Annotated in this window: 21 protein-coding genes and 1 pseudogene; all 22 read left to right on the top strand. The window is 45.0% G+C overall.

The genetic code is table 11. From position 1 onward, the window contains the following. On the top strand, positions 1 to 158 hold a 158-nt coding region (locus BN1234_RS15725; RefSeq protein WP_281177651.1), incomplete at its 5' end, for a dihydrodipicolinate reductase C-terminal domain-containing protein. Positions 159 to 179: 21 nt separating this feature from the next. Further along, a complete protein-coding gene (gene mgsA / locus BN1234_RS15720; RefSeq protein ID WP_054957617.1) occupies positions 180 to 599 on the top strand; it encodes a methylglyoxal synthase in 420 nt (139 codons plus the stop codon). After that, complete coding sequence (gene bshB1, locus BN1234_RS15715; RefSeq protein WP_054957616.1) at positions 596 to 1,291, top strand: bacillithiol biosynthesis deacetylase BshB1; 696 nt, start codon at positions 596 to 598, stop codon at positions 1,289 to 1,291. Before mgsA ends, bshB1 begins: the two co-directional genes overlap by 4 nt. Before the next feature lie 46 nt (positions 1,292 to 1,337). After that, on the top strand, positions 1,338 to 2,486 hold the full coding sequence (bshA, locus tag BN1234_RS15710; RefSeq protein WP_054957615.1) for an N-acetyl-alpha-D-glucosaminyl L-malate synthase BshA: 1,149 nt from the start codon (positions 1,338 to 1,340) through the stop codon (positions 2,484 to 2,486). A 62-nt stretch (positions 2,487 to 2,548) separates the two neighbouring features. Next, a complete protein-coding gene (locus BN1234_RS15705; protein ID WP_054957614.1) occupies positions 2,549 to 3,844 on the top strand; it encodes a CCA tRNA nucleotidyltransferase in 1,296 nt (431 codons plus the stop codon). Then, positions 3,831 to 4,829: a biotin--[acetyl-CoA-carboxylase] ligase gene (locus BN1234_RS15700; RefSeq protein WP_054957613.1), complete on the top strand. Its 999-nt coding sequence runs from the start codon at positions 3,831 to 3,833 to the stop codon at positions 4,827 to 4,829. Before BN1234_RS15705 ends, BN1234_RS15700 begins: the two co-directional genes overlap by 14 nt. A 266-nt stretch (positions 4,830 to 5,095) precedes the next feature. Beyond that, positions 5,096 to 5,974, top strand: a complete 879-nt coding sequence (panB, locus tag BN1234_RS15695; RefSeq protein WP_054957612.1) for a 3-methyl-2-oxobutanoate hydroxymethyltransferase — start codon at positions 5,096 to 5,098, stop codon at positions 5,972 to 5,974. Next, positions 5,971 to 6,861, top strand: coding sequence for a pantoate--beta-alanine ligase (gene panC, locus BN1234_RS15690; protein WP_054957611.1), 891 nt, complete (start codon positions 5,971 to 5,973; stop codon positions 6,859 to 6,861). Before panB ends, panC begins: the two co-directional genes overlap by 4 nt. After that, the gene (panD, locus tag BN1234_RS15685; protein ID WP_054957610.1) at positions 6,854 to 7,237 is read left to right on the top strand and encodes an aspartate 1-decarboxylase; all 384 of its coding nucleotides are present in this window, start codon (positions 6,854 to 6,856) and stop codon (positions 7,235 to 7,237) included. Before panC ends, panD begins: the two co-directional genes overlap by 8 nt. 117 nt (positions 7,238 to 7,354) lie before the next feature. After that, complete coding sequence (locus BN1234_RS15680; protein ID WP_054957609.1) at positions 7,355 to 7,987, top strand: tetratricopeptide repeat protein; 633 nt, start codon at positions 7,355 to 7,357, stop codon at positions 7,985 to 7,987. A 136-nt stretch (positions 7,988 to 8,123) separates the two neighbouring features. Further along, positions 8,124 to 10,985: an ATP-dependent DNA helicase DinG gene (gene dinG, locus BN1234_RS15675; protein WP_054957608.1), complete on the top strand. Its 2,862-nt coding sequence runs from the start codon at positions 8,124 to 8,126 to the stop codon at positions 10,983 to 10,985. Positions 10,986 to 11,035: 50 nt separating this feature from the next. Continuing rightward, entirely contained in the window at positions 11,036 to 11,689 is a 654-nt protein-coding gene (locus BN1234_RS15670) for a redox-sensing transcriptional repressor Rex (RefSeq protein ID WP_054957607.1), read from the top strand. Continuing rightward, a complete protein-coding gene (locus tag BN1234_RS15665) occupies positions 11,676 to 12,977 on the top strand; it encodes an amidohydrolase (protein ID WP_054957606.1) in 1,302 nt (433 codons plus the stop codon). The genes BN1234_RS15670 and BN1234_RS15665 overlap by 14 nt, the downstream gene beginning before the upstream one ends. Positions 12,978 to 13,004: 27 nt before the next feature. After that, entirely contained in the window at positions 13,005 to 13,523 is a 519-nt protein-coding gene (locus BN1234_RS15660; protein ID WP_054957605.1) for a cell wall elongation regulator TseB-like domain-containing protein, read from the top strand. Between the two features lie 248 nt (positions 13,524 to 13,771). Continuing rightward, positions 13,772 to 14,305 (top strand): hypothetical protein, encoded by a 534-nt coding sequence (locus BN1234_RS15655; protein ID WP_054957604.1) that lies wholly within the window; start codon positions 13,772 to 13,774, stop codon positions 14,303 to 14,305. Next, complete coding sequence (locus tag BN1234_RS15650; RefSeq protein WP_054957603.1) at positions 14,298 to 15,800, top strand: AAA family ATPase; 1,503 nt, start codon at positions 14,298 to 14,300, stop codon at positions 15,798 to 15,800. The genes BN1234_RS15655 and BN1234_RS15650 overlap by 8 nt, the downstream gene beginning before the upstream one ends. A 137-nt stretch (positions 15,801 to 15,937) precedes the next feature. Then, positions 15,938 to 16,810: a 3-hydroxyacyl-CoA dehydrogenase family protein gene (locus tag BN1234_RS15645; RefSeq protein ID WP_054957602.1), complete on the top strand. Its 873-nt coding sequence runs from the start codon at positions 15,938 to 15,940 to the stop codon at positions 16,808 to 16,810. Continuing rightward, a complete protein-coding gene (locus BN1234_RS15640; RefSeq protein ID WP_054957601.1) occupies positions 16,807 to 18,015 on the top strand; it encodes an acetate/propionate family kinase in 1,209 nt (402 codons plus the stop codon). Before BN1234_RS15645 ends, BN1234_RS15640 begins: the two co-directional genes overlap by 4 nt. A 26-nt stretch (positions 18,016 to 18,041) precedes the next feature. Next, a complete protein-coding gene (asnS, locus tag BN1234_RS15635; protein WP_054957600.1) occupies positions 18,042 to 19,337 on the top strand; it encodes an asparagine--tRNA ligase in 1,296 nt (431 codons plus the stop codon). 15 nt (positions 19,338 to 19,352) lie between these two features. Then, a complete protein-coding gene (locus BN1234_RS15630) occupies positions 19,353 to 20,102 on the top strand; it encodes a DnaD domain-containing protein (RefSeq protein ID WP_054957599.1) in 750 nt (249 codons plus the stop codon). Between the two features lie 146 nt (positions 20,103 to 20,248). Further along, positions 20,249 to 20,722: a DinB family protein gene (locus tag BN1234_RS15625; RefSeq protein WP_054957598.1), complete on the top strand. Its 474-nt coding sequence runs from the start codon at positions 20,249 to 20,251 to the stop codon at positions 20,720 to 20,722. 17 nt (positions 20,723 to 20,739) lie between these two features. After that, positions 20,740 to 21,150, top strand: a pseudogene (locus BN1234_RS22620) (hypothetical protein); the annotation flags it as partial.

The following is a 21,150-nucleotide window of genomic DNA, read 5'->3' as shown; positions in this document are numbered from 1 at the left end:
CACAGCAGGAGGTCATATTTGGCGGTTATGGTCAGAGCCTGAAGATAAGGCATGACTCCTATGAACGGGCAGGGTATATGCCAGGGGTGAAGATGGCTGTCGAGAAAGTAATGGAGTATACAGGTATGGTTTACGGATTCGATCATTTTATCGACTAGAGAGAAAGAGGAGAAGATACAATGAATATAGCTTTTATCGCTCATGACCGGAAGAAAGATGAAATGGTCAACTTTGTTATTGCTTATGAAAATGTGTTTACTGGCCATGATCTCTACTCAACAGGAACCACCGGAACCCGGATTATGGAGCAGACAGATCTGCAGATTCACCGGTTTATGTCTGGTCCGCTCGGGGGAGATCAGCAAATTGGGGCAATGGTTGCTAAAAATGAAATGGATCTCATTATTTTCCTGCGTGATCCGTTGATGGCGCAGCCGCATGAGCCTGATATCAGTGCGCTGCTTCGTCTATGTGATGTTCAAGGCATTCCGCTTGCCACCAATGTTGCTACAGCTGAAATTCTGGTGCTCGCACTTGACCGGGGAGATTTAGGGTGGAGAGAGCTAGTGGATAAATATAAGCCAGGTGTGGAGCTATGACTCAAAAGCTGGATATATTGATCTTCGGAGCACATGCAGATGATGCTGAGATCGGGATGGCAGGTACGATCTTTAAGCATACTTCAGCAGGGGCTTCAGTAGGAATCTGTGATTTGACAGCAGCGGAAATGTCATCTAACGGGAATGTGGAGCTGCGAAAGGAAGAAGCTAACCGTGCAGCTCAAGTATTGGGTCTTGCCATGCGAAGCAATCTGGGGCTGCCCGATCGGGGGTTATACATAACTCCGGACAATGTTGAGCGGATCACCGAAGAAATACGTAAATATTCTCCACGGATTGTATTTGCTCCTTATTGGGAAGACCGTCATCCCGATCATATTGCATGCAGTAAATTAGTGGAGGAAGCCGTATTCAATGCGAAACTTCGCCGCTACTTACCGGATCAGCCTGCCGTTAGGGTGGACGAGCTTTATTATTACTTTATTAATGATCTTGGAAAAGCAGATTTGCTCGTAGATGTATCAGCAGACTATGGAATGAAGATAGAGGCACTATCCTGCTACCGTTCCCAGTTTGAGAAACATGAGGAGGATGCTGTTTCTACTCCTCTTACGGAGGGATACATCGAGCGTGTTAGGGCCAGAGATGCACTGCTTGGACAGCGGAAGCTGATTCCATATGCCGAAGGCTTTGCAACAAAAACTCCATATATGGTTCGTCTATTTAACTGAAATAAAGCATAATAATTATGATCGTGTTATAAAGGAGAGGCCTCATATGTCTTCACAAAAGCCGTTAAAAATAGGCATTACATGTTATCCATCATTAGGCGGCTCGGGTGTCGTAGCTACAGAGCTCGGAAAATTGCTCGCAGAACAAGGCCACCAGGTACATTTCATAGCGCATAGCATCCCTTTTCGTTTAGGGAGTTTTCATAAAAATATTTATTATCATGAAGTGGAAGTCAATGATTACTATGTATTCAGATATCCACCATATGATCTTTCGCTTGCCACCAAAATGGCTCAGGTCGCCAATATGCAGCAGCTTGATGTGCTTCATGTCCATTACGCAGTTCCACATGCGGTATGTGCATTTTTAGCGAAACAGATGGTGGGAGATCAACTGAAAGTAGTAACCACCTTGCATGGCACGGACATCACAGTATTGGCGCAAGATGAATCTTTGAAAGATTTGATCAGGCTGGCCATAAACGAAAGTGATGCCGTTACAGCAGTCTCCCAGGATTTAATTCGGGAAACGAGAGAAGTACTGGATATTAATCGGGATATTGATTTGACATATAACTTTGTGGACCATCGTGTTTATTATCCGAGAGACTCCGCTTCACTAAGGCAGGATTTTGCTGAGCCGGATGAAAAAGTCTTGATGCATATATCAAATTTCCGCCCGGTGAAACGTGTAAGCGATGTTGTGGATATTTTTGCCCGGGTAAATGAACAAGTTCCATCCAAGCTATTGCTCGTAGGAGAAGGTCCTGATTTACCGAAAATTCAATGCCAAATCAACGAGCTTGGCTTAGCTGATAAGGTGCATTTCCTTGGCAAACAGGATGAAATTGCACATGTTATATCTATGGCGGATGTTCTGCTTCTACCTTCTGAGAAGGAAAGCTTCGGTCTTGTAGCTCTTGAAGCCATGGCTTGCGGAGTACCGACTGTCGGTTCATTGGCTGGAGGTATTCCAGAGCTTGTAACTCATGGTGAAACAGGCTTTCTGGCTCCTGTTGGAGATAGCGGACAGATGGCGGAATATGTTATCAACATTCTTAGAGATGACAAGCTGAAGGATGAGCTGCGGAAAGCTTGTCTTCATAGATCACAGACCGTATTTTGCAACGAGCAAATCCGCAGCAAGTATGAACAAATATATTACCGAGTATTGGGACGGGAGGAAACGAGTTAATCCGGCTTAAGGATAAGCTCGTCTCTCTCGTCTGTTTTTCGGATAGAAGGATCGGGTGACGGATGGCTGAACAGCACCAAAACATAGTGTGGAAGTACGCAGATTCCGATATGGCAGCTGGTAGTGCTGAAGTAATCCGCACGCTTCATGATCATGGTTATGAGGCGTACTGGGTCGGAGGATGTGTGAGGGATGAGTATATGGGGCGACAGGTAAGCGATATGGATATAACAACCTCTGCGCTGCCGGAAGTGACATGCTCAATCTTTCCAAGAGTAATCCCGACAGGGATCAAGCATGGAACCGTCACGGTTCTCGTGAATGGGCAGTCCTTTGAGGTGACGACATACCGGATAGAAAGCGGTTATGAAGACCACCGGCGCCCTGCTCAAGTTGTGTTTGTAAGTGAAGTGGAGGAAGATTTAAGACGCAGGGATTTCACTATGAATGCCATGGCACTCGGGATCGGTGGCAGCTGGGTGGATCCGTATGACGGTAGAAGGGATATTGACCTGCGCATCATCCGTTGTGTCGGCGATGCAACCGTTCGTTTTCGTGAAGATGCACTACGAATGATTCGTTGTATTCGTTTTGCGTCGATTTTTGGGTTCTCTATTGCTAAAGATACATGGAAAGGGATCTTAGCGGTTAGGGACACGCTGCCTTGGATTGCAATAGAACGAATCCGGGCAGAATTGGATAAAATGATGGCAGGACCGGATCCGTTAAGAGGGCTGGGTTTGCTTAAGAAGAGTGGCCTGTATACGAGGATGAAAATCCCCTTTCCTTATGCAATGAAGGATCCTGTTATTATTAATGCCATTCCCGCAATGGATTCAAGTCATCTGGATATTCGCTGGGCCATGCTTATCCTCGGTTTCGACATTCCGGGCAGTGAGGCGGAAAAGCTCTTACGTGAGTGGACCTTCTCAAACCAGCGTAAAGCTATGATTTCAGGATTACTTTCGTTTCAGGAGGCTTGGTTCTCCGGAGAACGGGGGAATGATATAGAAGCGGATCGGCTGCTCTGGATTCAACTTGTATTAAAGCATGGCGCTAAAACGGCAGAATCATGGCTATGTATGCACGAGGCTGTTAACACCACAGGTAAACAGCATATCGATCAAAATTCGCTTGTCCAGGCACGTCGTTGGCTCGAAGAAATGCCTGTCCAAAGCCTTAAAGATTTGACTCTGACCGGAAATGAGATTTTGCAGGCGTTGAATCGACGCGGAGGTCCGTGGATGGGGAAGGTATTACAGCAGCTGCTATTCCAAACAGCCGCTGGTTTATTCCCGAACGAGCGGGATCGTTTGATTGAAGAAGCAAAGCAGGTGATAGAGCATGAAGAAGAATGAAGGAATGACTCTTTTAGATATATTTTTGGAGCATAAAGGGGAATTTCTGTCCGGCGAAGAGATTAGTCAGCGGTTGTCCATTAGTCGTACAGCGGTATGGAAACAGATCAATAAACTGCGAAACGCCGGATACGAATTTGAAGCCATGCCGCGTCTTGGTTACCGTTTAACGGAGAAACCGGATCCCCTGGATGAAGACTTCCTGGCGGCATGTACGAAGGGACGGTTGTTTGGTCAGCGAATCGAAGTGCTTCCTTCCACGGTATCCACGCAAGAGGATGCCCGTAAGCTGGCAGAGGCTGGCGCTCCGGAAGGAACTGTCGTCCTCGCAGAGGAACAGACCGGCGGACGGGGGAGGATGGGCAAGAAGTTTTACTCGCCATTTGGCAAAGGAATATGGATGAGCTTGGTTTTACGCCCAACCCAGCCGCTGCATTTGACGCAGCAATTGACACTTTTAACCGGAGTAGCTGTACGCAGGGCTATTCTTAAAGCTACGGGTGTTGATACGGGTATTAAATGGCCTAACGATCTTCTGATCGATGGAAAGAAGGTATGCGGTATACTGCTCGAGTCGGCTACGGAGGACGATACCGTAAGATATTGTATTGCCGGAATTGGTATTAGTGTGAATTTAAGGGAAGATGATTATCCGGATGATTTAAAGCAGGTCGCTTCATCGCTCCGAATGGCAAGCGGAAGTAACCTGAATCGTAATGAGTTAATCTGTTCGATTTTGGATGAGCTTGAAACGCTGTACGACCTTTATAATGATCAGGGATTCGAACCCATTGCTTCGTTATGGGAATCGGCGTCAGTCACCTTGGACCGGGAAGTCAGTGTACATTCATCAATGGGTGTTTTAACAGGAGTTGCTGCCGGACTGCATCCCTCTGGAGCATTGCTTGTTAAAAATAATACGGGAGAATTAATTCCAGTATTTTCAGGCGATATTCGGCTTGCTTCTAGTCATGAAAACAGATGAAAATTTAACAGATATTTGGTATACTGTGTTCGGAGGCGGTATCTTCACTTAAGAAGAATTGCACTCTGAATGCAGGAATTAAGACATCAGGAACACCTTCATAACTGCTGTGCCGGTTACGTTGGATTCTGCTCTGAGCCGAAAGGACCGAGACAGAAGGGACGATCGCGAGTGACTCTTTTTTGCCTTTCGGACTTTTTAGCGTATGAATGCTAAAAGGTTTTTTTGTTGTCGTTAAACGCGAAATGAAAGGGGTTTTTAGTCACATGGCAAACAAACAGCCGCTAAACATTGTTAAAATGAAAAAAATGAAAAATGATAATGTACCGATCAGTATGCTGACCGCGTATGACTATCCATCAGCCGAGCTCGCTGAGGAAGCCGGAGTCGATATGATATTGGTCGGGGATTCCTTGGGAAATGTTGTTTTGGGGTATAACTCCACCATTCCCGTTACAATTGATGACATGGTTTATCATACACGTGCTGTTGCCCGGGGAGCCGAGCATACGTTTATCGTAGCTGATATGCCGTTTATGACCTACCACGGCAGTCTGGATGAGACTCTTCGGAATGTACGCCGCTTAATGCAGGAAGGCCATGCTCATGCCGTTAAGATGGAAGGCGGGGCTGAAATTGCGGAGACGGTTAAGCGTATCGTTCAATCCGGCGTTCCGGTGCTGGGACATATTGGACTTACACCACAATCCGTCAATCAAATTGGAGGTTACCGGGTACAAGGCAAGGATGCTGCTGACGCGGAGCGTTTAATGAAGGACGCTAAGGCACTTGAAGAAGCTGGAGCTTTTGCTGTTGTGCTTGAGCTGGTCACGGAAGAAACGACTGCCCAAATCAGCAGGGAGTTGTCCATACCAACCATCGGAATTGGGGCGGGCCGCTATTGCGACGGACAAGTACTTGTATATCACGATATTCTTAAATACACGACATCATATAGAGAAAAGAGATTTGTAAAAACGTATGCCGATATCGGCTCGTTAATCCAAGAAGGCATTTCGCAATATGTGAAAGAAGTGAAGGAGCGTTCGTTCCCGGCTGAGGAGCATGTGTTCTCGGTAAAAAGCACGACCAAACCTTCTGGTACGCTTTATGGAAACGATAAAGAAAAGGTGAGCTCACAATGAAAGTAATCCGGACGATAGAAGAACTGCGTGCGGAGGTTAAACACCGCACAAGCACAGGAGCCGGCCCTGTAGGGCTTGTTCCAACCATGGGATACCTGCATGAAGGGCATGCCAGTCTGATGAAACGAGCACGTGAAATGACGGGAACCGTTGTGCTTAGTATTTTTGTGAATCCTATTCAATTCGGCCCTGGGGAAGATTTTGAAACTTATCCACGAGATGAGCAGAGGGATTTGGCAGTTGCTGAATCAAACGGGGTTGATATCGTATTTATCCCGGGAGTTCAGGAGATGTATCCTAAACCGACAAAAACAAAAGTGGCTGTGTCCGAGCTGACATCACTCTTATGCGGAGCATCACGCCCAGGACATTTTGATGGAGTTACAACCGTTGTTAACAAGTTGTTTAATATTGTGAAACCGGACTTTGCTTTTTTCGGGATGAAGGATGCACAGCAGGTTGCTGTCATTGAACAGATGGTTTATGACTTGAATCTGGACGTGAAAATCGTCCCTTGTCCGATTGTTCGCGAAGCAGATGGGCTCGCTTTAAGCTCACGTAATGTATACTTGAAGCCAGAAGAACGTGAACAGGCGTTGGTGCTTTCAAGATCCCTGAACACAGCTCTGGAGCAGCTCGAAAAGGGAAGCATTACAACGGCTGGAGAAGTTCGGGACTTATTGACGAAGGTTATTTCCGAATCCCCTATAGCAGATATTGATTATGCAGAAGTGCTTTCTTTTCCAGATATGATACCGCTTGAGAATGACTCCAGGCTTTCCGGTACTGGAAATGCCACTATTCTCGCGCTGGCGGTTCGATTCGGTAAGACCCGTTTAATTGATAATGCATTATTCCAATCGAAAGAGGGGATCCCTCATGTTTAGAACCATGATGAAATCTAAAATACACCGTGCTACCGTAACGGAAGCCAATCTGAATTATGTCGGCAGTATTACCATTGATGAAGAATTGATGGAGGCTGCTGATTTGCTGGAGAATGAAAAAGTCCAGATCGTAAATAATAATAATGGAGCACGCCTTGAAACCTATGTCATTACAGGGGAACGGGGTAGTGGCGTAATTTGCCTGAATGGTGCTGCAGCGCGTCTGGTTCAGCCAGGTGATAATGTCATTATTATTTCATACGCGATGATGTCCAAAGAGGAATATGTGGATCATAAACCGACTGTGGTTATTGTTGACGGAGCAAATAAGCCGATTATAACCGAGCACCGGGAGATTCATGCAACGATCCGATAAAATTCTTGACTCCAAAATGTAACGCTTGCTTTGGGAATGAAATAGGCCGCTTAAACAAAAAATGAACCTAGGTCAACGCACTGATCTCATTTTTTCGTTAAGGGTGGGATGCAATCCATGTTTCAGCATGTATTCGACGAAATGAACAACATGTTAGATGATATTGTGAAGCATTACCCTTCCGCACACGGTCCCAAGAAACAGCTGCTTATTCATAACTGGAATATGCTGAAGAGCATGAGCGAAGGAATTATTGATGAATGGCTTCACTTTGAAGAGAAGATGGCCCTGTTCCGTGAGAGTACAGCTGCTGTTCCGGTATTTTCGCTGACCGAATCACCGGAATTGCAGCTGGGCAGTTTTATACGCGGTCAGGGCTACTACAAGTTGCTTATGTTCAGACCAGCGATCACTCAGTTTGCTGAGGCTGCGGTTGTTTATCCTGAAAGTTTACTCATTCGATTGTACAAGGCAATGGCTCATTTGCATTTGGGTGAACTGGAGGAAGCATCGGGTTATCTGTTGTCGATACTCCCGCTTGCAGAGAACAAAAGATTTTTGCAGGCTATCATCTATAATGCGCTGGGATGCATCCACGTTATTAATGGCCGGAATGACAATGCTTGTAATTACTTTACGCTTGCCATCCAAAGTGATCCAACACTGCCAGACCCGCTCAATAATCTGGAGGTTTGTCACAATAATTGCGGTCAGCTTCAGTATGGGAGTCAATTGATTTCGCTGTTATGAATATCGGTCTGTAGTAAGCGATGCCCGCTCGTAATTCCGAGCCTGCGGCATCGTCTTTTTTATGTCTATAATGTTCAAACGACGTGACATCTGGTATGCTGTTATTTAGACTGGAAGGAAAGGGTTTTATACGAACATGAAATTTGCCGTATTGGATTTTGAAACTACGGGCAACCAGTCAGCCGATGAAATCATTCAAGTGGGGCTGGCAATCATCGAAGAAGATCGAAGTATATCCCGAGTATACGGTTCTTATGTCAATCCGGGAATTCCGATTCCACCGTTTATTACAGGCTTGACAGGTATTTCTGATCATGATGTCGTGAATGCACCTACACTTGAAGAAATGATGATGGAACTGGTACCTATGCTTGATGATGTTGTACTGGTAGGTCATAATGTGGCCTTTGATTTTAATTTTCTGCAAAATGCGCTCGACCGCTGCGGATATTTACCCTTTAGCGGACGAATTCTTGATACGATTCACTTTTTGAAAATATGCTTTCCTTCGTTGACTTCGTATCAGCTCGGGATGGTAACGTCCTATTTCGGGCTGGAGCATGACCGTCCACATCAGGCGGACAGCGATGCACTGGCGACTGCTCATGTGCTACTGAAATGCCTGGAGGAGCTCGATCAGCTTCCGCTCATAACAATTCAGCGTCTAAGCGACCTTTTTGCCGAGGAGGACAGCGATTTAGGCTGGTTCTTCGACGGATTACGGGGCCACTTGGAGAATCAGGCTCTTCAAGATCCGGATGACTTTACGTATTTCAGACAATTCGCTCTGAAAATCGGAGATTGGACAGAATTGGAGCCTCCGCGGAGTGAGGAGGAAGATAATCCACTCGCTGAAGTAACCTTTGAAGAGTATATGACGCAGGTGCGTCATAATCTGCGTGAGACCCTTCCTCAATATGAGAGCCGGGAAGCACAGGATATCATGTTCGAGGAAGTTATGAGAGCGCTCGAGGAGGATAAGCATCTCCTGATTGAAGCCGGAACCGGTACCGGAAAATCGCTGGGATATTTGCTTCCTTCTATATATCAGAGTGTGAAACAGGAACAGAAGGTTATGGTCAGCACCCATACGATTAACCTTCAGGAGCAGCTTCGGGAGCGGGATATTCCGCTGATGACGAAGGTAATCCCGTTTCCGTTCAAGGCAGCCGTCTTCAAGGGAAGACAGCATTATTTGTGTTTGAGAAAATTTGAACATAAAATAAATAGAAGAGATTTTAGTACACCTAAAGAAGATATCATCATTGCAGCCCAAATGATTGTCTGGTTAACGCAGACAGAAACCGGCGATGACGAAGAGCTGAACCTTGGTGGCCGGGGCGGAGATTTTTGGGAAACAGTAGCAAGTGAATCAGATTCATGCCTTGGCCGTGCTTGCCCATGGTTTAAGAAATGCTTCTATCATCGTGCGAAACATGAAGCGGCTATTTCAGATGTAGTCATTACGAATCACTCCAAGTTATTTACGGATGTTAAGGCCAATCACCAGCTGCTGCCTTCCTATGAACGCTTGGTGATTGACGAGGCACATCATTTGGAGGATGTGGCTGGCAAACATCTTGGTCTTAACCTGAAATACTTTACAGTGATTCATACGCTGACCCGGCTTTATAAGGACAGCCGAAATGGCCAGCTTCCTGTTCTCCGCCAATTGCTTCAGGCTTCTGCCCATGAAAAAGCAGGGGACTGGACAACAGTCATTGATCGAATCTATCCCGATCTCATTACAGTGAGGGAGAATTGGGACCGTCTGAACGATCTCCTGTTTGGACTTATACCGGAACGTGCGGATGCATCGGGAGATGCGGGCCAATATACGCTTCGTCTCGCACCATCCAAGAAGCCTAAGGATTGGGAAACCCTGACGGAGATTGAGAATCAAATCTATCTTCTTTTAGGGGATGTGGTACGCCAAGGAGATAAGCTGACATCAGAAATTCGAGAAGAACTGGATGATTATAGTGCAGACAGTTTAATAACAGATATAAATGGGCTGTTTAAAGATTTGGCCTCCCATCGTGAAAGCTTGAAATTTTTCATGACCTTGAACGATGAAGGGATTGTCTACTGGATGGAAGCGAACTCTAACTTCCGCAGTAAATCTTTGCAGATGTATGCTGTTCCGGTGGATGTTAGCGGACAACTGAAGGAACTGTTTTTTGACAAAAAACAAAGTGTCATTCTGACATCTGCTACGCTATCTGTTGATAAGTCGTTCCAGTATATGATTGATAATCTTGGACTGCAGGAAGCCTCGGAACAAGGGCAGCTGAATACAGTACAGCTTCCTTCACCCTTTAATTACCGTGAACAAGCACTGCTGCTTATTCCAAGGGACTTTCCAAGTGTCAAGGGTACGGTTGGAGATCCGTTGTTCGTAAATATGCTTGTCGAATCTTTGGCAGGCGCAGCAATGGCAACCCGAGGGAGAATGCTGGTGCTGTTTACATCCTATCGTATGCTTCGCCAGGTATATGATCCATTGAAAGAAGCATTATCATCCAGTGACATTTCTGTTATGGGACAAGGAACGGATGGAACAAGCCGAACGAAGCTTATTCGCAGGTTCCAGGACAGCAGTGCCTCTGTATTATTAGGGACAAGCTCATTTTGGGAAGGTGTCGATATTCCCGGTGAGGCTTTAACCTGTCTTGCTATCGTTCGTTTGCCGTTCCTGCCGCCCAATCATCCACTTGTGGAAGCCAAGAGCGAGCTTCTAAAGCAGCAGAAGAAGAATCCTTTTATGAAGCTTTCTGTACCCCAAGCGGTCATTCGTTTTAAACAGGGATTTGGACGTCTTATTCGTACGTCACAGGACAAAGGAATTGTTATTGTCTATGATACCCGGGTGATCGAATCATACTATGGAAAGCACTTCTTGTACTCACTTCCCGGCCCCAAGATGGAGCATATGCCGACCGTGCAAATGGTACCTCGTATTTCAGAATGGATTCACGGGGAAGGGACATCTGGTTAAAAGATCGAATTAATATTTTTAAGTAGATTATATTGATAGGGGGAGCATGCATGAAATCGGATAAAATTTCAGAGGCCGTGGTTCGCAGACTGCCCGTTTATTTACGCTATTTGAATGAGCTTCATATACGCGAGGTAGCAACGGTGTCTTCTCAGGAGCTGGGGCAGAAGCTTGATTTGAATCCAGCGCAAATCCGCAAGGATCTTGCTTATTTTGGTGATTTTGGCCGAAAAGGAATCGGGTATGATGTTTCATACCTGATCGAGAAGATTCGTCATATTCTCAAACTGGACCAGCAGATTAACGTCGTGCTTGTAGGTGCCGGTAATCTTGGGCATGCCTTGTCGAATTATAATGCTTTTTTGAAGGATAATATGAAGATTGTAGCGATCTTTGATGCATATGAGCCTAAAGTGGGAACTACAATCAACAATCTTGTCGTTCAACCTATGGACGAGCTGACTTCTACAATAAAAAAGCTGGGCATTCGGATTGGCATTATTACTGTTCCTGATGTGGAGGCGCAGGCGGTTGCAGATGATCTAATATCTGCCGGAATTGAAGCAATTCTCAATTTTGCTCCAACCATTCTGAAGGCACCATCCAATATTCGTATCCACACTGCAGATTTTACTACCGATTTGCAGAGTCTTGCCTATTATTTAGTTAATGGAAAGGAAGATACTGAAGATGCGCAAGCATAAATGGATGATCAAGAATGGATCATTTGCCGTTCTTGAGAATGAGAAATCTACCCTTCGCGGTTATATGGTCGTTGAAGATCACCTTATCACTTATATTGGAGAAGAAGAGCCGCAGGTTGATGAAAATACGGAAATTATCGATGGCACTCACCTGTTCTTCATGCCGGGACTTGTTAATACCCATGGTCATACGGCTATGTCTCTGCTGCGCGGTTACGGGGATGATCTGGCGCTTCAAGTGTGGCTGCAGGAGAAAATGTGGCCTATGGAAGCTAAATTTACAGCGGATGATGTATATTGGGGAACTTCGTTATCTGTTATTGAAATGCTGAAGGGCGGTACGACCACCTTCCTGGATATGTATGATCATATGGACCAAGTGGCTGCAGTTACGGAGCAATCCGGTATGCGTGGCGTGCTGACTCGTGGTGTAATCGGCTTGTGTCCTCCTGACGTTCAGAATCACAAACTGGCAGAGGCTATAGCTTTTGCTAAGGATTGGCATGGAAAAGCTGGCGGCCGTATTACTACAATGATTTCGCCACATGCTCCATATACTTGTCCACCGGATTACATTGAAAAGTTCGTTCAGGCAGCACATGATCTGGATCTTCCTATTCATACCCATATGTCGGAAACGGCGGCAGAAGTGGAACAGAATGTCCAGGACTACGGACTTAGACCCGTAGCACATTTGCAGAAGCTTGGTGTGTTCTCAAGACCGACTCTGGTAGCTCATGCTGTTCATTTAACGAATGAAGAGATTGACATATTGGCTGCACATCAGGTTACTGTATCCCACAACCCAGGAAGCAATCTGAAACTGGCAAGTGGCGTTGCACGGGTACCTGAATTACTTAAGGCTGGCGTTACGGTATCGCTTGGTACTGATGGACCGGCAAGTAATAATAACCTGGATATGTTCGAGGAAATGCGCCTTGCTGCTCTGATTCATAAAGGTGTTACTGGAGATCCGACAGCAATTCCAGCTGCAGAGGCGCTCAGAATGGGAACAGTATACGGTGCAAAATCATTGTTCCTGGAAGGACTGGGCACACTTGCTGCCGGGATGAAGGCCGATTTTATCGCCTTGAATACAGACCAAGCTCATTTTCTGCCTCATACGGATTTCATCTCGCATGCTGTTTATTCGGCAAGTGCGAAGGATGTTGAGCATGTATGGGTAGACGGCAAACAAGTAGTGAAGAATGGGGTTTGTTTAACACTTGATGAGGAGAAGATTCGCCGTGAAGCCCAGAGTGCATTTGAACGGCTGTTGACCCTCTAGGGAATAACAGGGAGTGAAGAATCCAGAATGAAGAAAAAGACAAAGTGGGCACTCCTCAGTATTACCGGATTTTTACTCATAGTGCTTGGTATTCAAATATTTTACTCATACGTGATGGCTGACACCTGGAATGAAGAGAAGATGGCGATTAAAGCCGCTCAGGAATATGGCGGATTAATGAAGACGGGAAAAACTTATAAATCCGTATGGGACAAGGAGAGCATATACTGGGTAGTGTCCGGGCAGAATGCTGACAATAAGGATATTATGGTGTGGGTGAAATTCACAGAAGAACATAAACCAGCAGGGCAATCCGAAACCGTACATACGGAGTTGTTAAGCGATGGCATATCGGAAGCTCGGATGCGTAACCAGATCATGAAGGATTTACCTGGCGCAGCTATCGAAAGGCTTGTTCCAGGTATGTATGAGGGCGAGTATGTGTGGCAGCTCTTATATGAACTTAATCATGAAGCAAAATATCGGTTTTACCGGTTTAAAGACGGAGCGCCCATAGGAGAAGACCTGACTCTGCCAAACCAGTGAAAAAATAACACTCCATTTCAGTTAAAGGATGGAGTGTTATTGACTGATTCGTTATGAAAGCGTTTGCAGAAAATTTTAATAAAAGTTTTTAATATTTTCACAGCTTCAAATGAAAAAGTATATATAATGTGATATACTGATTGTTGTATTCAGATATATACTACAAATTGCAGTTTAAATCTTGCATTTAACCTTCGAAATTGATATACACCAACAATATTTCACTATATTACTAAGGAGGAACTTCATTGAAATTGCGTATTGTTCCGATTGTTCTAACCGTCATTGTTTCGGCATCGGTGCTATTTGGTGGATGGTATCTCTATCAGCAATTCGCTCTTCGCAGCCCGCTGGCTAATGTTGTATCAGAGTATGAAGGAGTGAAAAGCTCTCACATAGATATTAAACAAGATACAGTGACTTTGAAACTTGAACTTGAACCGGAAACGAATTTACGTGGATTGGTTGAACATATAAACAAAGATGGAAAATCAGTTATTGGCAAGCGAACGCTAAAGCTTGAGGTTGAAGATCACTCATCCGAACAGCTGAATAAATGGTGGGATGCTGCTATGCTCTCCGTTGCTGAGGCAATGGATAACAAGCAGTACACCGATATACAATCTTCACTCGACAATCTCGCGAAAGGCGCTGCTGAATTAAAAGCAACTGCGCAAATTGATGATCAGAACGTATATGTAAGCCTATCAGACGGCAAGTCGGGAAAGTTCATTATTTTACCTCGCCAACCGGGCAAAATGGAGGTGTGGAACCATGCCTAAATGGTCTAAAGAAGCTGTTATCGGATTTATCCCTGTGATGTTTGTCTTTCTGGCATTTATCGGTGTAAATATCGTTCCGTTACTGGTGGCGGGCATGTTAATAGGAGCTCTGTTCTTCATTGTAAAGATGAAGGGCGGAATCGCTGTTGGAGCAGGTGGTGAACGGAAACGCAAAAAAAATGGTCCAGCCAAGCTTACCTTTGAAGAAATTGGGGGACAAGATAACGCGAAGCAGGAGCTGCGTGAGGCGCTTGATTTTCTTATCCGTCATGAAGAGATTAAGAAATTTGGCATTCGCCCACTGAAGGGAATTCTGCTGACAGGGCCTCCGGGAACAGGTAAGACCCTGATGGCGAAAGCGGCTGCTCACTATACCAATTCGGTGTTTGTCGCAGCATCCGGCAGTGAATTTGTTGAAATGTATGTCGGTGTCGGTGCAGGACGTATACGTGATTTGTTTAAAGATGCACGTACCAGAGCGGCAAAAGAAAACAAGCAAAGTGCGATCATTTTCATCGATGAGATTGATGTGATCGGCGGCAAGCGTGAAGGCGGACAGCAAAGAGAGTATGACCAGACGTTAAACCAGCTGCTGACCGAAATGGATGGTATCTTTACAGCTGATGCTCCTAGAATTCTGGTTATTGCAGCAACGAACCGTAAAGAAATGCTGGACAGTGCACTTCTTCGCCCAGGGCGGTTTGACCGTCATATTCAGGTGGATCTTCCTGACAAAAAGGGTCGGGCTCATATCCTTAAACTGCATGCCGGAAACAAGCCCCTTGGTGCTGATGTAGATCTGGATAAAATTGCTGAAGAGGCTTACGGTTTTTCAGGTGCTCAGCTTGAAAGTGTAATGAATGAAGCTGCGATTTATACCATGCGTGCGAATGAAGAATATATACTGCAGCGTCATCTGTCTATGGCAATAGACAAGGTTATGATGGGTGAACGTTCAGACCGTGAATCGAATATCGAAGAGAAGAAAAGAGTTGCGATTCACGAGCTTGGACATGCGATCATGGCAGAACTTGTCCGTCCGGGAAGTGTAAAGCAGGTTGCACTAAGCCCTCGAGGCAAGGCATTAGGTTATGTACGCCATAATCCGCAGCAGGAGCAGTATTTATATACCAAGTCATTCCTGGAAGAGCAGATTATGATCGCGCTTGGCGGTGCTGCTGCTGAGGAAATGTATTACGGCGGAAGAAGTACCGGCTCTAGCAATGACTTTGAGCAATCCCTTAATATTGTGGAGACCATGATGAAGTCAGGACTCACTTCACTTGGCATTATTAACATGAATATGGTTACTACAGAAGAGCTGATGAAAGAGAATAACGTGATTTTGGAAGATTTAATGAATCGAACCAAATTCCTGCTCGGACAAAATCGAGCCATATTTGACAACTCTCTTGACATTCTCATGAGGGAAGAAATATTATCCGGGGATCAATTCAGATGTCAATTTCGTGAAAATACACTTTTACCAGCATAAATTGTTATGCTGGTTATTTTTTTTTACTTTTTCGTCATGCTAAGATATGATTATATCTTGTGCCTTAAAAAAATGTATTATTCGATAAATAAGGGTACAATATTGTATAGATATAAGGAAAGGGTGGAGCACAAACTATGTACTTCAAAAAAATCGGCGTTATAGGCGGAGGGACCATGGGTCAGGGTATTGCTGAAATGCTTGCCGCCAAAGGTCTTGATGTTATGCTGGTAGAGAAAACCCCCGAGAAGCTGGAATATTCATACGATATGATCGAGACAAGTCTCGATAAGCAACTAGAGAAGTGGGGCATTACACAAGCAGAGAAAAAATTAATTCTTGGACGAATTCAAAAAGTGACTCATTTTGCTGAACTAAGCGCATGCGATATGGTAATTGAGACCATTACTGAGGATCTGGAAGCGAAGAAGCAAGTGTTCGCACAGCTTGATCAAGTATGTCCAAGCAATATTATATTAGCTAGTAATACATCATCACTAAGCTTGACAGAGCTTGCAAGCTCTACAATGTATCCTGAGCGTGTTATTGGCCTGCACTTTATTCATCCTGTATCTAAAGTAGATCTGGTAGAGATTATTCGTGGCTTGAAAACTTCTGATCACACATTCGCGAACACGAAACGTTTTGTTGAAGAAGTAGCACATAAAAAAGGAATCATGGTATATGAATCACCTGGTTTTGTATCCAGCCGAATGATCTGTCTGTTAATTAACGAGGCTCTTCACCTTGTGGAGGAAGGCGTAGCATCTGCAGAAGATATTGATGATGCTATGAGAATCGGATACAGCTTCCAGTATGGACCTCTTGAAATGGCTGACCGTTTCGGCCTTGATTCTGTTCTTGCTGCCCTGGAGCGTATGTTCCGCGAATTTGGTGAGCTCAAGTACCGTCCATCTACTGTTTTGAAAAAGATGGTTCGTGCTGGACATCTCGGTGTGAAGACAGAAGAAGGCTTCTTTAAGTACGACAAGGATGGTGACCGGATATGAATATTCTAGTAATTAACGCAGGGAGTTCCTCTCTTAAATACCAATTGTATAATATGACAGATGAATCTGTTTTGGCTAAAGGCCTGGTTGAACGGATCGGAATGGATTCTTCAATTCTGACTCACAAACCAACCGGTAAACAGGAAGCTACAGAGGTTAGTGAAATTCTGGAGCATACGACAGCTATTCGTAAAGTCCTTGGCATGCTGACAGATGAAGAGTACGGTGTGATTGATTCGATAGATGAAATTCAAGCTGTTGGTCACCGTGTTGTGCATGGAGGAGAGTACTTCAAGGAATCTGCTCTTGTTGACAGTGAGGCTAAAGCTGAAATCCGCCGTTTGTTTGACCTTGCACCGCTTCATAACCCGGCGGCTATGCTAGGAATTAAAGCAGCGGAAACGAATATGCCTGGTGTTCCTCAGGTTGTCGTGTTTGATACAGCCTTCCACCAAACAATGCCTGAAAAATCTTATCTGTACGCTATTCCTAGAGTTCTTTATAATAAATATAAAGTCCGCCGTTATGGCGCTCACGGAACTTCCCATGAATACGTGAGTCAAGCAGCAGCTGAATTCTTGAACCGTCCAATTGAAGATCTGAAGATCATCACATGTCATATCGGTAATGGTGCTTCACTTACCGCAGTTAAAGACGGTAAATCGATAGATACATCGATGGGTATGACTCCTCTTGAAGGACTTATGATGGGTACACGCAGCGGCGATTTGGACCCTGCTATTGTGCCTTATGTGATGAATAAGGAAGAGTTGACGGTCAATGAAGTGAACTCGATGCTGAACAAGCACAGCGGTTTGCTGGCGATCTCCGGGATTAGCAGTGATATGCGCGAAATTACGGAAGGCATGGAAAAAGGAGATCCGAACGCTACGCTCGCCTTCGACATGTACGAATACCGTGTTCGCAAATATATCGGTTCTTATGCAGCAGCCTTGAACGGAGTGGACGTTATTGTCTTCACTGCCGGTGTTGGTGAAAATTCCGTTATTTTGCGCCAAAGAGTGCTTGAACAAATGACTTACCTTGGCATTGAAATTGACGAGGAACTGAACAAAGTGCGTTCAGGGGAACCAAGACGTATCTCTACCAAGAACTCTAAAGTGGAAGTGCTAGTTATTCCTACGAATGAGGAATTGGTCATCGCACGGGATACACACCGCATTGTGACAGCGTCAAAACAGTAAAGAGTAGTCAAAGGGAGAGATTTTGCATGTCCACCAAATGTGTGATTCGTCACGTCAGCCAGCATGTAGGGGAAACAGTTACCATCGGGGCTTGGATTAATAACAAACGCTCCAGCGGTAAAATTCAATTTCTCCAGCTTCGTGACGGAACCGGTTATATTCAAGGTGTTGTCGTAAAAAGTGAAGTTCCTGAAGAGGTATGGAATGATGCCAAAAGTTTGACCCAGGAGAGTTCCTTGTATGTGACCGGTGTTATTCGTGAGGAGCCTCGCAGCCAATCCGGATATGAAATGACGGTTACCGGCATAGAGGTCATTCACCTTACTGAGAACTATCCAATTACGCCTAAGGAGCATGGTGTCGATTTCTTGATGGACCATCGTCATCTATGGCTCCGCACCCAGAAACAGCGTGCAATCCTCGTCATTCGTGCGGAAATTATCCGTTCGATACAAGAATATTTCGATATTCACGGCTTCACACTCGTTGATCCTCCGATCTTAACGCCAACTTCGGCTGAAGGAACAACGAATCTGTTCCATACGAAGTATTTCGAGGAAGATGCTTATCTGACACAAAGCGGACAGCTTTACATGGAAGCGGCAGCAATGGCACTTGGCAAGGTGTATTCCTTCGGTCCGACTTTCCGCGCAGAGAAATCCAAAACTCGTCGCCATTTGATTGAATTCTGGATGATCGAGCCGGAAATGGCCTTTACAGATCATGAGGAGAGCCTGAAGGTTCAGGAGCAATTCATCAGCCATGTCGTACAATCCGTTGTGAAGAACTGCCGTAAGGAGCTGGAGACCATTGGGCGGGATATTTCGAAGCTTGAAGCAATCCAGGCTCCATTCCCTCGAATTTCGTATGATGAAGCGATTGAATTCCTGCAATCGGAAGGTCATGAAATTTCCTGGGGTGAGGACTTCGGTGCTCCCCACGAAACAGCTATCGCTGAAAAATACGAGAAGCCTGTGTTCATAACTAATTATCCTGCGAGCATTAAGGCATTTTACATGAAGCCGGACCCGAATCGTCCGGAAGTCGTGTTGTGTGCAGATATGATAGCTCCGGAAGGCTATGGAGAGATCATCGGCGGATCCCAGCGTATCGATGATCCGGAACTCCTGGAAGAACGGTTTAAAGAACATAACCTGCCTATGGAATCCTATCAGTGGTATATGGATCTCCGAAAATACGGCACCGTGCCGCATTCCGGCTTCGGTCTAGGCCTTGAGCGTACCGTTGCTTGGATTTGCGGTTTGGATCATGTCCGTGAGACGATTCCGTTCCCTCGTACACTGTATCGGTTGTATCCGTAAGTGGTGAGCGAATTGATGAATCACGCGAGCCGTGCCGGAGAAACGAATACATGGGCGGCCGGCGCATCAGCGGGTATGAATCAAGGCATGGCCGTAATTCCTTACGCATTACTTCGCTATTATCATGCTATGGGTATGAACAGCAGTGAATGCATGCTATTGATTCATCTGCTTGCATTTCAGCAGGTAGAACATAACGGTTTTCCTTCGCTTGAAGAGCTTCAGCAGGTGACGGGTACGGGTTCCGAGACACTGGCTATGTCTCTGCAAAAGCTGATGAAAGAAGGATTCCTGGCGATCGATGAGCATACTGACGAAGAACGTGGTATTCAGTATGAGCGATACAATTTGAATGGGTTATATACCAGACTGGGCCAGCTTCTTGCCAAGGAGAGTGAGGAGGAGGCTGAGAGGCTTAAGTCTGCGGGGATGAGTTATAGAGGCATTGACGCAGTGAATCGTTTTAATTCTCCTGCCTCTCCCAAAGCTGCTCCTGAACAAGAAGAGCCAAATCTGTTCCGCATTTTTGAAAAAGAATTCGGCAGACCTTTATCTCCAATGGAGCTTCAAATGATCTCAGGCTGGGTGGATGAAGATCGTTATCCGAATGAGCTTATTTTATTGGCTCTGAAAGAAGCTGTGTTCGCCGGAAAGGTTCATTTCCGGTACATTGACCGCATCCTGCTCGAATGGAGCAGAAACCGGGTGCGTACGGCTCAAGATGCCAAGGCGTACACACAGAAATTCAGAAATATTGGCAGATAGTTTGAAAGCAAAGCACGTCCATTAAGGGCGTGCTTTTTTTATATGTGAGAGCTATTCCTCTCATTAATTTCTTAGTAGAGCAGAACGGAATGTTAGGTTATGATCAAATGGGATTACATACTTGTAACAGGAAAGGCTGATCGACGATGTACTCGTTATTTTTATACAATTGGCAGGTTCGCGATGAATGGTTTGCCGTGCTGAAGGATGTACCAAACGAAGAATTGACAGCAGAACGAACGGGAGGAGTCGGATCGATACTGAGGACTCTCTTTCATATCCTGGATGTGGAATACAGCTGGATCCGTGGAATAGAGGGATATGATGACCCTGAACCATTATTTGAGGATTACTCAACCATTGAATTAATTCAACAACTGTCAGACGATTACAGGAAGGACCTGAAGCCTTTATTAGATAAAGTGACTGATGAACGTGAACAAATGATCGTGAAGGTTCCATGGGATGTAAATACATATCAGTACGGGGAAGTGCTCCGTCATGTAATTGCTCATGAAATTCATCATATAGGTCAGCTGTCGGTATGGGCGAAAGAGACGGGTGTGGAGCGTGTATCTGCTAATTTCATAGGGAGAGGGCTTGGCAAAAAGATACCGTAAGATGGAGGATGGAGCAGTTGAAGAGTAAGATTTCTGTTAAATTATACTTGTTTGCAGCTATATTATTCATTATGACCGTGGTGCTCGTCCAAAATAGATATTTATATATTCCTCTTGTTTGGGCCTTCTGTTTATTACTGTTAACCGGCTTACTCACTCAACCGCAAGTGAAAGAAACAGCGAAGATAAGTTTACTGTATATTGCAGGCTTCTTGCTGTATTATTCTCTAATCGAAAGCATAAAGTGGTTTGTTCCACATACAGAATGGTCTATTATTTTATCCAGATTTAGTCTAGCAGGCTTACTTGTTTGCTTTTATATGTTTCGAAACAGGGAAGTTACTTATTTATCATTAGGAAAAATGAATAATCGTATTTATTTTCCGTTTATTTTTAAGGGATTTATTTCAGATCCGATATGGCGGTTT

Source organism: Paenibacillus dakarensis (assembly GCF_001373415.1).
GTDB classification, from domain to species: domain Bacteria; phylum Bacillota; class Bacilli; order Paenibacillales; family Paenibacillaceae; genus Paenibacillus_AQ; species Paenibacillus_AQ dakarensis.
Note: the sequence above shows the minus strand (reverse complement) of the source record. Positions and strands in the feature narration are given on the sequence as shown.